This window comes from Sphingobium sp. WR1 (assembly GCF_059693745.1).
Map to the genome: position 1 here is coordinate 52000 of NZ_JCATID010000008.1, position 13593 is coordinate 65592.

Here is a 13593-nt window from a genome sequence, read left to right on the forward strand (position 1 = left end):
AAGCGATATGGACGAAGATCCCCTTGCCCCACGGGAACCGCCTGGCGGCGATGAGAAGCCGATGCGCTCGCGCGGCGGCAGCGTGGTATTCGCCCTGGTTGCGCTGGCCCTGATCCTGGCGATCGCCTTTTTCTATCTGACCAATGAGCGGCGGCAAGATCGGCAGGCGGACAAGCTGACCCAGGCGGCGGGCGCCGTCGACAACGCCGCCGCCGTGGTGGGTGACGCGGCGGAGAAGGCGGCGGACCAATTGCGCAACCGTAACTGACGGCCTGAACCGTGCCCTTGCCGGCAGATCCCTAGCGCCGGATTCAGAATTTCTTCGTCATTTTCCGACAGGATGGTCAGCGTCGGATTTCCTTACAATCTTCTGTAAGGCGCTGTCCGGTGCAACTAGGGATTCGCGGTCGGACGGCAGCGGAAAAAACGCGACGATGATCAGGCTGTTCAAACATTATGTGCCGCACGCGGTGTTGCTGCTGGGGCTGCTCGATTTCATGCTGCTGCTTGCGGCGGCGGAAGCGGGCTGGATCCTGCGCGCCCACCAGATCGGCATGACGGTTGACCCTGTCGTCACCCGGATCGGCCCGCTGCTCAGCTTTGCCGCCGCCATCCAGACCGCCATGATCGCCGTGGGCGTCTATGGCCCCGAATCCCTTCAATCGATCCGTTTCGCCTTCGCGCGGCTTCTCGTGGCAGTGTCGCTTGGCGTGATCTTTCTCTCCGTCCTCTATTTCCTGCTACCGGGCATGACGCTTTGGCGGTCCAATTCGCTCTACGCCATGGGCTTGTCGCTCTCGCTGCTCCTGCTTGTCCGGCTGCTGCTCGGCTCGATCCTGGGGGGCGAAGCCTTCAAGCGGCGGCTGGTGGTGCTGGGCGCGGGCCATCGCGCCGATCGCATCCGCGAACTGGAACGGCGCAGGGGCTCGGGCTTTCTCGTCGTCGGCTATATCGCGATGAATGACGGCACGCAGGTGATTGAGGAAGCGATCAACCGCAGCGCGGTTTATAATCTTGCCGATTTCGTCGTCCGCCTGAACGCCAGCGAAGTCGTGCTGGCGCTGGAGGAACGGCGTAACGCCATTCCCATGGCGGACCTCCTGCGCATCAAGACGACCGGCGTCCATGTGAACGACCTGTCCAGCTTTCTGGAGCGCGAGACGGGCCGCGTCGACCTGGCCAGCGTCAACCCCAGCTGGCTGATCTTCTCCGACGGTTTTTCCGCCGGCCGCCGTCTGTCCAGCATTGCCAAGCGGCTGTTCGACATCGTCGCCAGTCTGATCCTGCTGATCCTGACAGGCCCGATCATCCTGTTCGCCGCGCTGCTCGTCAAGCTCGACAGCAAGGGGCCGGCCTTTTACCGCCAGCAGCGCGTCGGTCTTTACGGCCAGGAATTCTGGATCGTTAAGTTGCGTACCATGCGCCAGGACGCTGAAGTCGCAGGCCAGGCGGTCTGGGCGGAAAAGGATGATCCGCGCATCACGCGGCTGGGCTATTGGCTGCGGAAACTCCGTATCGACGAACTGCCGCAGACCTGGACGGTGCTGAAGGGCGAAATGAGCTTCGTCGGCCCGCGCCCCGAACGCCGCCAGTTCGTCGAGGATCTGGAACAGCATCTGCGCTATTATGCCGAACGCCATATGGTGAAGCCCGGCATCACCGGCTGGGCGCAGATCAACTATCCCTATGGCGCATCGATCGAGGATGCCCGGCACAAGCTGGAATATGACCTCTATTATGCCAAGAACTACACGCCCTTCCTCGATCTGCTGATCCTCCTCCAGACCGCGCGGGTCATCCTCTGGCCCGACGGCGCGCGCTGAGGGGCGGGGCGTGGGCGTCCTCCTGCAATTTATCGGCGACTGGGGCCATGCGCTGGCGGCGGTGCTGTTCGCCGCGCTCGGCATCTTCCTGCTGCGCCGGCGCGAGGAAGCGATCGATCTGCGCATGTTGGCGGGCGCGCTGCTGCTCACCTCCTGCTGGGCGCTCTACGTCTCGTTCGGCGGCGTGTCGAAACCGCTGTCGGGCGTGGGCGAAAGCATCCGCAACGCCGCCTGGCTGCTCGCCCTGTTCGCGATGCTGCGCCGTGGCCCTGTCGGCCGCTCCGGCCCGATCGGTGCGGTAGCCGCCGTCTATGCGGCGGTCGCCGGCCTGATCCTGCTTCAGACCTTCACCGATCTTGCCTGGCGGCAATTGCCGGTCGACAGCGACATACATGACGCGCTCGTCACCTGCTCGCTGATCCTGCGCATGATGACCGCGATCGGCAGCCTGCTGTTGGTTCATCAGCTCTATACCGCCTGGCCGTCGCGCGAACGGGGCAGGGTGGCGCTGTTGCTCGGCGCACTGGCGGCGATGTGGACCTATGATCTCAGCCTCTACGCCATCAGCTATTTCGCGATCGATCGGGTGAGCGAACTCTATGCGCTGCGGGGCTTGCTGATGGCCCTGCTCGCGCCGGTCATCGCCATCGGGATGCGCAAGGACATGGCCGGGCGGTTGCAATTGTCGCGCACGCTGACCGTCCAGTCGCTCTCCATCTTCGCGGTCGCCCTCTACGTCGTGATCATCACCGCGGCGGCGGTGCTGATCGAGCTGATCGCCGGTCCCTATGCCCGGCTGGTGGAGATCGGCGCGGTCTTCTTCACCGCCGTAACCGCACTGGTGTTGCTGCCCTCGCCGCAGATGCGCGCGCTGTGGAAGGTGCAGGTCGCCAAGCATTTCTTCCAGCATCGCTACGACTATCGCACCGAATGGATGCGCTTTGGCGAGACGATCGCCCGCCCCGGCGAAGATCCCGCGCCGCTCGGTCAGCGCGTGGCGAAGGCGGTCGCCGACATCACCGATTCCCCCGCCGCCATGCTGCTGTTGCGCAACGAGCAGGGCGGGCTGGCTTTCGAAACCCACTGGAACTGGAGCGGTGACTTGCCCGAAGCGGCGACGCTCTCGCCCGAACTGGTCGCCTGGCTGGAGGAAAGCGGCTGGGTATTGGACCTTGCCAAGGCCGATCATGCGCCCCCGCCGCCCGACTGGGTCATGCAGGACGGACGCGCCTGGGCGCTCGCCCCGCTGATCCATTATCATCGGCTGATCGGCGCGATCCTGCTCGCGCGCCCGCCGATCGACCGGCGGCTCGACTGGGAGGATTTCGATATGCTGCGCGCCGCCGGGCGGCAGGCCGCAACCTATATCAGCGAGGCGCAAGGCCAACAGGCGCTGGACGATGCGCGGCGCTTTGACGAATTCAACCGCCGCTTCGCCTTCATCGCGCACGACATCAAGAATCTGGTGAGCCAGCTGTCCCTGCTGTCGCGCAATGCGGAGCGCCATGCCGACAATGCCGAATTTCGCGCCGACATGGTGCTGACGCTCAGGGAATCGGTCGGCAAGATGAACGACATGCTCGCCCGCCTGTCGCAGCACAACAAAAGCCGGCGAGAAGAGCCGCGCCCGATGGCGCTGCGCGATCTGCTCGATCAGGTCGCCCGGACCCGCGCCCGCCAGCATCCCGTGCATGTCGTCGGCGCCGCGCCCATGGCGATCGCCGATCCCGTGCGCGTCGAGCAGATTCTCATCCACCTGATGCAGAACGCCATCGACGCCAGTCCGCCCGACAGTCCGGTCGAATTGCGCCTTTCCGCCGATGCGCGCGACGCCATCGTCGAAGTGATCGACAAGGGCAGCGGCATGAGCGCCGAATATGTCCGCCGCGACCTGTTCAAGCCCTTTTCCTCCAGTAAGGCGGGCGGTTTCGGCCTCGGCGCGTTCGAGGCGCGCAGCCTGGCCGAAGCGATGGGCGGACGGATCGAGGTCGAAAGCCAGCTCGGGCTGGGCAGCCGCTTCACCCTGCGCCTGCCGCTGGCGCCCCGCATAGACACAGAAAAGGCCGCCTGATGAGTGATACGCGCCCCAAATTGCTGATCGTGGAGGATGATCCGGGCCTTCAGCGGCAACTGCGCTGGGCCTATGAGGATTATCAGCTGTTCATCGCCGGTGACCGTCAGGAAGCGATCGAGATGCTGCGGTCGGAAACCCCGGACGTGGTGACGCTGGACCTTGGCCTGCCGCCCGATCCCGACGGCACCAGCGAGGGTTTCGCGACCCTGACGGAGATGCTGAGGATCAAGCCCGACACCAAGGTGATCGTCGCATCGGGCCATGGCGCGCGCGAAAGCGCGCTGGATGCGATCGCGGGTGGCGCCTATGACTTCTACCAGAAGCCGGTCGATATCGACGAACTCGGCCTCATCGTCCGCCGCGCCTTCCATGTTCATGCGCTGGAACGGGAAAATGCCCGCCTTGCCGAAACCGCGCCGGCCGACGGGCGGGTGCTGGGGCGCCTGATCACCGGCGCGCCGGAAATGATGAAGGTCGCCCGCACCATCGATCGCGTCGCCAACGCCGATGTTTCCGTGCTGCTGCTGGGCGCGAGCGGCACCGGCAAGGAATTGCTGGCGCAGGGGCTGCACGACGCCAGCCCGCGCCGCAAGGATGCCTTTGTCGCGATCAACTGCGCCGCTATTCCCGAAACCCTGCTGGAATCAGAATTGTTCGGGCATGAAAAGGGCGCCTTCACCGGCGCGATCAAGACCACGCCCGGCAAGATCGAACAGGCGCAGGGCGGGACGCTCTTTCTGGACGAAGTGGGCGACATTCCGCTCCCGCTTCAGGTGAAGCTGCTCCGCTTCCTTCAGGAGCGCGTGATCGAACGGATCGGCGGACGCCAGCCGATCGCCGTCGACACCCGCATCGTTTGCGCCACCCACCAGAACCTGGACGAGATGATCGCCGCCGGCGCCTTCCGCGAGGATCTCTATTATCGTCTTGCCGAAATCGTCGTGCGCATCCCCGCGCTCCGGGACCGGCCAGGCGACCCTGCGCTGCTGGCGCGTCATTTCCTGATGCGCTTTGCGCGCGAAATGAATCCGCAGGTCAAGGGGCTTGCCCCCGACGCGCTCGCCGCGCTTGACGCCTGGCCATGGCCCGGCAATGTTCGCGAGCTGGAAAATCGCATGAAACGGGCGATCATCATGGCTGACGGCAAGCTCATCACCGCGGCCGATCTCGACTTGGATGACGACCGGCTTGAAGGGGGAGACGTCGTGAACCTGAAGGCCGCGCGCGAAATGGCCGACCGTCGCGCCATCCGCCGCGCCATCGCGCGCACCGACGGCAATATCTCCGGCGCGGCTAAGATATTGGGAATCAGCCGGCCGACGCTCTACGACCTGCTCAAACAATATCAGATTCAGAACTGATCCATGCGCCGCTCCCGTCTCTTTCTGCTTGCCGGCGCGGCTGCCCTGATGCTCGGTGCGGCGGGCCTGTGGCAATGGCGCGCGCATGAACGCGACGGCAGCGCGGCGCTGGCGCGAGGCCTTGCCGCGCTCGACCGGGGCGACGCCCGCAGTGCGCGGGTCGAACTGATGAATGCGATCAAGGGCAATGGCCGGTCGGTGCAGGCCCATGCCGCGCAGGCCCGGGCGCTCGCCGAACTGGGCGACGGTGCCGGCGCGCAGGCGGAAGTGGAACGCGCCCGTTCGCTCGGCTGGCCCGCCGCCCAGGGCCGCGCCGTGATGGCGCAGGCGCTGTTGCTTCAGGGTGATCTCGACGGCGCGCTGCGCGAGGCGCGGGCGCCCGACGTGCCGCAGGCATCCATCGTCGCGGCGGCGCATGTGGTCGCGCGCGTCGCCCTGGCGCAGGGCGATCTGGGCAGCGCCCGCGCGACGCTGGACCGCAACCTGACGCTTGCCCCCGACGACGCCGAAAACTGGATCGAGCTTGGCCATTTCCGTCTCGCAACCGGGGATCAGGGTGGTGCAATCCAGGCGGCCGACCGCGCCGTGGCGCTCGCGCCCGCCAATGTTAAGGCGCTCACTCTGCGCGGCGAACTGACCCGCGCCCAATATGGGTTGATCGCCGCCATGCCCTGGTTCGACCGCGCGCTCGCCGTCAACCCGGACTCCGTGCCCACGCTGGAGCAATATGCGGCGACCCTCGCCGATGCGGGGCAGGCGAGCAAGGCGCTCAGCCTCTCGCGCCGCATCCTCGCGCTCGACCCGTCCAATCCGCGCGCCTGGATGATGCAGGCGGTGATGGCGGCGCGCGTGGGGAAGGCCGATCTGGCGCGATCCCTGCTGGACCGCACGCGCGGCCGGCTGGACGGCGAGCCGGCGACCCGGCTGCTGCGCGGCGTGCTGCATCTGGAGGATGGCAATGCCGTGCTCGCGGCCGAAGCGCTTGGGCCGCTGGTCGAAGCGCAGCCAGACAACCGCACCGCCCGCACCCTGCTCGGCCGCGCCTATTATCTGAATGGCGACTTCGCCTCCGCCGCGTCCACGCTCGCGCCGATCGTCGCCCAGCGCGACGCCGATCCCTATGTGCTGACGCTGGCGGCGCGCGCGCAGGAGGCATTGGGTGATCGCGCCATGGCGAACGACATGCTCGCCCGCGCCGACTGGCCGGTGCGCGCCGCCGCCGATCCCTTCGCCAGTCCGCGCGATGCCGTGCTGGCCGGCGGCCCGCCGCCCGCCAACGCCGCGACGGCAAGCGACAATATCCCCTATATCCGCGCGCTGCTCAGCACCGGTCGTGCCGCTGAGGCGCTTGCCCGCGCGCGCCTGCTCAGCCGCGCCAATCCCGGTGCGCCCGCCGCCTGGCTGATCCTGGGCGATACGCTGGGCGCCGCCGGACAGCCGCAACAGGCCGCGCGCGCCTATGAGGCCGGCGCCAATATCCGTTTCGACCGTGACGCCGCGCTGCGCCTGGCCGCCGCATGGGAGCGGGCGGGCGACCCGGCCCGCGCCGCGCAGGTCGTGCAACTATTCCTGACGCAGAACCCCAATGATGTGGAGGCGCAGCGCCTCGCGGCCGGCATCGCCATACAGGCGCAGGACTGGCGCCGCGCGCTGCGGATGCTGCGCGCGGTGCGGGGGCAGATCGGTGACAATGACGCGGTGCTGATGGCCGATCTTGCCCGCGCCGCGCTGGAAGGCGGCGATCGGGCGGCGGCGCGCGCCTATGCCGCCCATGGCTATCGTCTGATGCCGGGCAATCCGATGACCGCCGACATGCTGGGATGGGTCTTGCTGCGCACGGGGGAAAAGGGACCGGCGGCCGTCGATCTGCTCGAAAAGGCCGTCGCCATGGCGCCGGCCGCGCCCGCGCTGCAAATGCATCTGGGTCAGGCCTATGCCGCCGCCGGGCGCAAGGGAGAGGCGAAACTGGCGCTGGGCCGCGCGGCCGCTGTTCCGGGCTTCACCGGCCGGCAGGAAGCGCTTGCGGCGCTGGCGGCTCTATAAAACCTCCATTCGTTTCGAGCGTAGTCGAGAAACGAGAAAGATGCGCTATCCGTTTTTCGACTACGCTCGAAACGAACGGAACTTGCAGTCGCGGGCAGGATCAAGCCTTCGCCAAATCCAGTTCGTCGATCCGCAGCCCCAGCCGCTTGATCTGCGCTGCGACCGGGGGCCACACCGTTTCCAGGAAGCGCTCGCGCTCGGCGCTGCGCAGGCGGCGGGTCGCGCCGTCGGCGACGAACATGCCGACGCCGCGCTTCACGATCACCAGCCCGTCATCCTGAAAACTTTGATAGGCCTTGGCCACGGTCAGCGGATTGGCCCCTTGCGCCGCGGCAAAGGCGCGCACCGACGGGAGCAGGTCGCCATCGCTATAGTCCCCATCCAATATGGAGGCGGCAATAATCTCCCGCAGGCGGAGATAGACGGGTTTGGATTCGTCAGCCATAGTGCATCAGTGCCATAATACAGCCATGGGGGTCAAGCCATGCAATTACGCAATTTCCTTTGTCTGCGTAATTATCTGTCCCAATTGGATACGATGGCGTCATAATCTGGCCGTGGCCGTTCTTCCTGCGGCTTGCCGGGCGTTCCGATGAAGACGAAGCCGGCAATCTTCTCGCCTTCCTTCCCGAACGCGGCGCGCACATCCTCATTATAGCTCGGCCAACCCGTCAGCCATCCCCCGGCGAAGCCCAGTGCATGGGTGGCGTGGAGCAGGTTCATGATCGCTGCGCCCGCCGACAATTGCTGTTCCCAGAGCGGAATCTTGCTGTCCGCCACCGGGGCGGAGAGTGCGACCACCAGGGTCGGCGCCTGATGCGCGAACTGGTGCATCGCCTCGATCTCCAGCCGCCCGGCGTCGGGCTTTTCGGCGCGGTAGGCGCGCTCCAGCAGGGCGGCCAGCGCCGCGCGCCTGTCCTGCGGCACGATCACGAAGCGCCACGGCGCCAGCTTGCCATGATCGGGCGTGCGCAGCGCCACCTCCAATATCTGCCGCAGCTGGGCGTCATCGGGGCCGGGCGCAACCAGATCGCGGGGCTTGCCGGAACGACGGGTCTTGAGCAGGGCGAGCGGGGAGGAGAGGTCGTTGAACATCGCGCAGACAGATGGCGCGCGCCGTGCCGGAGCGCAAGGGCAGAGCGCCCTTTTGACAGGATGAACCCTTCCGCTCTAGGTTGCGCGCCATCCTGATCGGCGCCCCGGAGGCCCGACGCACAAGATATAATAAAGGGGCCTCAATGGCGACCTCGGACATGGTATCGGCGCAAGCGGGCAAGACCTGGCTTGGCCATCCGCGTGGGCTTTATCTGCTCTTCTTCGCGGAAATGTGGGAACGTTTTTCCTATTACGGGATGCGCGCCATCCTGATCTTCTATCTCACCAAACATTTCCTCTTCGGCGAGGACAAGGCCTATCTTCTCTATGGCGCCTATACCTCGCTGGTCTACATCACGCCGGTCATCGGCGGCTATCTGTCCGACCGGTTCCTTGGACCGCGCAAGGCGGTGCTGGCAGGGGGCGTGTTCATCGCCATCGGCCATTTCCTGATCGCCGTGACGGAAGGGCCGGGGGGACAGGACCCGCTTTTCCTCAACGGCTTCTATCTGGCGCTGGCCAGCATCATCGTCGGCACCGGCTTTCTGAAGGCCAATGTGTCGGTTCTCGTCGGCGAACTTTATCCGCGCGACGATCATCGCCGCGACCCGGCCTATTCGATCTTCTACATGGGCATCAACATGGGCGGGATGCTGGGGCCGATCGTCTGCGGTCTGCTCGGCGAACTGTGGGGCTGGAGCTGGGGCTTCGGCGCGGCGGGCGTGGGGATGCTGCTCGGCCTCGTCATGTTCGTTTGGCTGAAGCCGTGGCTGCTCGGCCGGGGGGAACCACCCGCGCCGCAGCAATTGCGTCAGCCGACCGCCGCCGGCCTCAGCCAGGAATGGACCATCTATCTCGGCGCCGCGCTGGCCGTGATCGCGATATGGAGCGTGATCCGCTACGCCGAACTGCTGGGCTATGCGCTGCTCGGCTTTTCCGCCCTGACCGTGATTTATATCCTCTGGCGGATCGTCGGCACGTTGGGCAGGGTCGATCGGGACCGTATGTTCGCCGCGCTCTTCCTGATCGCGCTCAACCCGCTTTTCTGGGGTCTGTTCGAACAGACCGGATCGTCGCTCAACATCTTCACCGACCGCAATGTCGATCGCAGCATATTGGGGTGGGATGTCCCGGCCTCGCTGTTCCAGTCGGTCAATTCGGTCTTCATCATCCTGTTCGCCCCGCTTTTCGCGCTACTCTGGACCTTTCTCGACAAGCGCCGGCTGGAACCGTCCTCGCCGGCCAAGTTCGGTATCGGCCTGATCCTGTGCGGCGCGGGCTTCCTGGTGCTGGTGGCGGGCGCGGCCATGGCGGGCGAAAATCTCACGCCGGTGATCTTCGTCTTTCTCATCTACCTCTTCCACACCATGGCTGAACTCTGCTTCTCGCCGGTGGGCCTGTCCGCGATGACGCGCCTTTCGGTGTCGTCCATGGTGGGCCTCGTCATGGGCACATGGTTCCTCGCCATGGCGGCGGGCAATTTCATCGCCGGGCTCATCGCCCGCGCGACCGGCAGCGGGGAAGCCGGGAATGTCACGCAAGTGCTTGACGTCTATACGCAAATCGGTTGGTTTGCGGTCATCGTTGGAGGGCTGGTGCTGCTCGTTTCGCCCTATGTGAAACGGATGATGCATCTCGACACCCTATCCTCGAACAGGGAGGAAGATTGATGAACATAGGCGGCAAATGGCTGCTGATCGCGGCGTTGCTGGCGGGGACCGCCGGCGCGCAAGCGGCGAAGAAGGAAAGGGATGAAGCGCCTGCCGGACAGGGATCGTCGGCCGAACCCGAAAACCCCTATCCCTCCACCTACAAGCCCTATCCCGGCCGCCCCACGGTGATTCGTGGCGCGACCATCTTCGACGGGGAAGGGGGACGCATCGACAATGGCGTGGTTTTCCTGTCGGAGGGCAAGGTCGTCTCGATCGGTGGTCCCGACACGCCGATCCCGGCCGATGTCGCGGTGTTCGAAGGCGCGGGCAAATATCTGACCCCCGGCGTCATCGACATCCATAGCCATCTGGGCGTCTATGCCTCGCCCAGCGTCGACGCGCTGTCGGACGGCAATGAAATGACGTCGCCGGTGACGCCCCATGTCTGGGCCGAACACAGTATATGGCCGCAGGACCCCGGCTTCGGCCGCGCGCTCGCCAATGGCGGCGTCACCACGCTCCAGATCCTGCCCGGATCGGGCAATCTCTTCGGCGGGCGCAGCGTGACGCTGAAAAATGTCCCGGCTCGCACCATGCAGGCGATGAAATTTCCCGGCGCGCCCTATGGCCTGAAGATGGCGTGCGGCGAAAATCCCAAGCGTGTCTACGGCGCCAAGGGCCGGGAACCCAGCACCCGCATGGGCAATATGGCGGTCGACCGCCAGACTTGGATCAAGGCGCGCGAATATCAGAAGAAGCGCGCCGCCGGGAAGGACCAGACCCGCGACCTCGGCATGGAAACGCTCGCCGACGTGCTGGAAGGCAAGATTCTGGTCCACAACCATTGCTACCGCGCGGACGAGATGGCCAATGTCATCGATATGTCGAAGGAATTCGGCTACAAGATCACTGCCTTCCACCATGCGGTCGAAAGCTACAAGATTGCCGATCTGCTGCGCGAAAACGGCATCTGCTCGGCGATGTGGGGCGACTGGTATGGCTTCAAGATGGAAGCCTATGACGGCATCAAGGAAAATGTCCCGCTGGTGCATCGGGCCGGCGCTTGCGCCATCGTCCATTCGGATGATGAAAACGGCATCCAGCGGCTGAACCAGGAAGCGGCCAAGGCGCTGGGCGCGGGCCGCCGCATGGGGATCAACATTCCCGACGAAGTGGCCTGGACCTGGCTCGCCATCAACCCCGCGCACGCCATGGGCATCGCCGACCGGACCGGCAGCCTGAAGGTCGGCAAGATGGCCGATGTCGTGCTGTGGAACGGCAACCCGTTCAGCACTTACACGAGGCCGGAAAAGGTCTGGATCGACGGGGCGCTGATGTATGACAGCGCCAATCCGAAGCTGCGGCCCGTGACCGATTTCGAACTGGGCCAGATCGGCGCGGGAGACGTGAAATGAGCGTACAGAAAAACCTCCGTTCGCTTCGAGCGCAGTCGAGAAGCGCCTTGCACAACGTTTCTCGACTGCGCTCGAAACGAACGGCCGTCGCGTTGCTGGCTATGGCATTGTCCACCCCCGCTTTCGCCCAATCCATCGCCATCACCGGCGCGACGCTGGCGATCGGCGACGGGTCCGAACCCGTCCAGAACGGCACGGTCGTCATCACGGGGGGCAAGGTCGTCGCGGCCGGTGCGGGCGTGGCGGTCCCGGCCGGGGCGAAGATCATCGAGGCCAGCGGCAAATGGGTCACGCCCGGCCTCGTCTCCGGCTATTCCCGCGTCGGCCTGGTCGAGGTGCCGGGGGTCAGGCAGACCAACGACACCACTGCCCGCTCGCCCTTTTCGGCGGCGATCGACGTCGCGCCCGCGATCAACCCACTCGCCAACCCGATCGCGGTCAGCCGCAGCGCTGGCGTCACCCGCGCGGTCGTGGTGCCCGCCACCGGGAACACTATCTTCGCCGGACAGGGCGCGGTGGTCGATCTGGGGGCGGATATGAACCCGATCACCAAGGCGCGCGCCTTCCAATATGTCGAAATGGGCGAATCCGGTGCGGAGGAAGCCGGCGGCAGCCGCGCCGCCGCGATCCTGACCTTCAGGATGATGCTGCGCGAAGCGCAGGATTATGCCAGGGCGCCCGCCAGCTATGACGGCCGGTCGAAGGATGCGCTGCTCAATCGCGTCGATGCGCAAGCGCTGGTCCCGGTCGTCACCGGCGCGATGCCGCTGATGGTCCATGCCGAAAGCGCCCGCGACATATTGGGCGTGCTGGCGCTGCGGCAGGATTTCCCGGCCCTGAAGCTGATTCTCGCCGGCGCGGCCGAAGGCTGGATGGTGGCGAGCCAGATCGCCGCCGCCAAGGTGTCGGTGATCGCCGGCGGCCTCGACGACCTGCCTTCCAGCTTCGAAAAGCTGGCCGCGACCCAGAGCAATGTCGGCCGCATGGTGAAGGCGGGCGTCGCCGTCTCCATGGGCCTGATGGATCGTGACGAGGGACTGCAACTGCGCCTCGCCACCCAGCAGGCGGGCAATATGGTCGCGCTCAACAAGGTGCCGGGCGCGACCGGCCTCAGTTGGGGGCAGGCGCTGCGTACCATCACGTCCGCCCCGGCCGAAGCGATGGGGCTGGGCGACCGTATCGGATCGCTCAAGGCCGGCAAGGCGGGCGACGTGGTGATCTGGGACGGCGACCCGCTGGAAATGACCTCCGCCCCGGTCGCGGTGTGGATCGACGGTATCCAGCAGCCGATCGAGAACCGCCAGACGAAACTGCGCGACCGCTACGCCACGCCGACCGAAGGCGCACTGCCCAAGGCCTATGAATGGTAAGAGAAAGGGGCGGCGAGCCTGATCCCTTTTGTTTTGGGTAATGTCCGGTAACGGTCGGAGCGGACCTTCATAGCCCCTCCCCTGAAGGGGAGGGGAGAATGAAAAGCCGTCAGTCGCCTAACCACCCATCCCTGCCGGATCATTATCGGGGCAAGGTTCCTCGTCAGGTGGCGAGGTTCGTCGGGATTAGCCCCAAAGCTGTCCCCCATGCCGTTCATCTGCCAAACCGGAAAGCGGCTCTTTCGCATCCTCCGCAACCGCATCCCGTTTGTAACGAAATTCCCAACGCGCGTATGAATATGTCAAAACTTGCGGGAAATGTGCGAAGTTAGGCCCGGCAAATCCTATGTCCCGGTCGCGCCCCACACGTCGCTCGCCTTCACATAGCCGCGCTGGCCCTTGACGTCGAAGCCGCACCAGCCGCCCGAACAGTCGCTGAGGCGCCCGACCACGCCGCGCTCCGCCCGGAACAGCGTGCGCGATCCGTCGCTGGCGGATTCGTGCAGCGGCGCGACCTCGACCCGCACGATCGCGGTCGCCGTGTCGCTCAGCAGGCGGACATGCATCCAGCCCTGCGCCCCGTCGGGATCTTCGACCTTGCGCCACAGGCCCAGCACCTGCACCACCTTCACCGGCAGGTCGCGGCGGCGATAGACCCAGTTGGACGGGTAATCCAGGCTCGGCCCGACGCGCATCCGCGCCTCGTCCTGGGCCAGCGACGCCCAATAGGGCACGGGCTTGGGGGGGGCCGCCAGCGCGG

11 protein-coding genes are annotated in these 13593 nt (G+C 65.9%); 8 read left to right on the top strand and 3 right to left on the bottom strand.

Annotated features, from left to right (window positions below; translation table 11 throughout):
- Positions 1–7: 7 nt before the first annotated feature.
- From AC58EF_RS11775 to AC58EF_RS11795, 5 genes are all read left to right on the top strand, one after another.
- Positions 8–268 carry a hypothetical protein gene (locus AC58EF_RS11775; RefSeq protein ID WP_497276436.1) on the top strand — a complete coding sequence of 87 codons (261 nt, stop codon included), beginning with the start codon at positions 8–10 and terminating at the stop codon, positions 266–268.
- 166 nt (positions 269–434) lie between these two features.
- On the top strand, positions 435–1823 hold the full coding sequence (locus AC58EF_RS11780) for a TIGR03013 family XrtA/PEP-CTERM system glycosyltransferase (RefSeq protein WP_497276437.1): 1389 nt from the start codon (positions 435–437) through the stop codon (positions 1821–1823).
- Positions 1824–1833: 10 nt separating this feature from the next.
- Positions 1834–3894: an XrtA/PEP-CTERM system histidine kinase PrsK gene (gene prsK, locus AC58EF_RS11785; RefSeq protein WP_497276439.1), complete on the top strand. Its 2061-nt coding sequence runs from the start codon at positions 1834–1836 to the stop codon at positions 3892–3894.
- Complete coding sequence (prsR, locus tag AC58EF_RS11790; RefSeq protein ID WP_497276441.1) at positions 3894–5258, top strand: PEP-CTERM-box response regulator transcription factor; 1365 nt, start codon at positions 3894–3896, stop codon at positions 5256–5258. The genes prsK and prsR overlap by 1 nt, the downstream gene beginning before the upstream one ends.
- 3 nt (positions 5259–5261) lie before the next feature.
- On the top strand, positions 5262–7301 hold the full coding sequence (locus AC58EF_RS11795) for a tetratricopeptide repeat protein (RefSeq protein ID WP_497276443.1): 2040 nt from the start codon (positions 5262–5264) through the stop codon (positions 7299–7301).
- 100 nt (positions 7302–7401) lie between these two features.
- Here the strand turns inward: AC58EF_RS11795 and AC58EF_RS11800 are convergent, their stop codons facing one another.
- A complete protein-coding gene (locus AC58EF_RS11800; RefSeq protein ID WP_497276444.1) occupies positions 7402–7746 on the bottom strand; it encodes a GntR family transcriptional regulator in 345 nt (114 codons plus the stop codon).
- Between the two features lie 71 nt (positions 7747–7817).
- Positions 7818–8396: a nitroreductase family protein gene (locus AC58EF_RS11805; RefSeq protein WP_497276446.1), complete on the bottom strand. Its 579-nt coding sequence runs from the start codon at positions 8394–8396 to the stop codon at positions 7818–7820.
- Positions 8397–8539: 143 nt separating this feature from the next.
- Here AC58EF_RS11805 and AC58EF_RS11810 point away from each other — a divergent pair, with 143 nt between their 5' ends.
- From AC58EF_RS11810 to AC58EF_RS11820, 3 genes are all read left to right on the top strand, one after another.
- A complete protein-coding gene (locus tag AC58EF_RS11810) occupies positions 8540–10066 on the top strand; it encodes a peptide MFS transporter (RefSeq protein WP_497276448.1) in 1527 nt (508 codons plus the stop codon).
- Positions 10066–11463 (top strand): amidohydrolase, encoded by a 1398-nt coding sequence (locus AC58EF_RS11815; RefSeq protein WP_497276449.1) that lies wholly within the window; start codon positions 10066–10068, stop codon positions 11461–11463. Before AC58EF_RS11810 ends, AC58EF_RS11815 begins: the two co-directional genes overlap by 1 nt.
- A 101-nt stretch (positions 11464–11564) precedes the next feature.
- Positions 11565–12833, top strand: coding sequence for an amidohydrolase family protein (locus AC58EF_RS11820; RefSeq protein ID WP_497276450.1), 1269 nt, complete (start codon positions 11565–11567; stop codon positions 12831–12833).
- Between the two features lie 344 nt (positions 12834–13177).
- Here the strand turns inward: AC58EF_RS11820 and AC58EF_RS11825 are convergent.
- A partial coding sequence (locus AC58EF_RS11825) for an SH3 domain-containing protein (protein ID WP_497276451.1) occupies positions 13178–13593 on the bottom strand: 416 nt, incomplete at its 5' end.

Coding starts and splice junctions, on each gene's coding strand:
- AC58EF_RS11775 (WP_497276436.1), top strand. CDS start 8: ATGGACGAAGATCCCCTTGCCCCACGGGAACCGCCTGGCGGCGATGAG.
- AC58EF_RS11780 (WP_497276437.1), top strand. CDS start 435: ATGATCAGGCTGTTCAAACATTATGTGCCGCACGCGGTGTTGCTGCTG.
- prsR (WP_497276441.1), top strand. CDS start 3,894: ATGAGTGATACGCGCCCCAAATTGCTGATCGTGGAGGATGATCCGGGC.
- AC58EF_RS11795 (WP_497276443.1), top strand. CDS start 5,262: ATGCGCCGCTCCCGTCTCTTTCTGCTTGCCGGCGCGGCTGCCCTGATG.
- AC58EF_RS11800 (WP_497276444.1), bottom strand. CDS start 7,746: ATGGCTGACGAATCCAAACCCGTCTATCTCCGCCTGCGGGAGATTATT.
- AC58EF_RS11805 (WP_497276446.1), bottom strand. CDS start 8,396: ATGTTCAACGACCTCTCCTCCCCGCTCGCCCTGCTCAAGACCCGTCGT.
- AC58EF_RS11810 (WP_497276448.1), top strand. CDS start 8,540: ATGGCGACCTCGGACATGGTATCGGCGCAAGCGGGCAAGACCTGGCTT.
- AC58EF_RS11815 (WP_497276449.1), top strand. CDS start 10,066: ATGAACATAGGCGGCAAATGGCTGCTGATCGCGGCGTTGCTGGCGGGG.
- AC58EF_RS11820 (WP_497276450.1), top strand. CDS start 11,565: ATGGCATTGTCCACCCCCGCTTTCGCCCAATCCATCGCCATCACCGGC.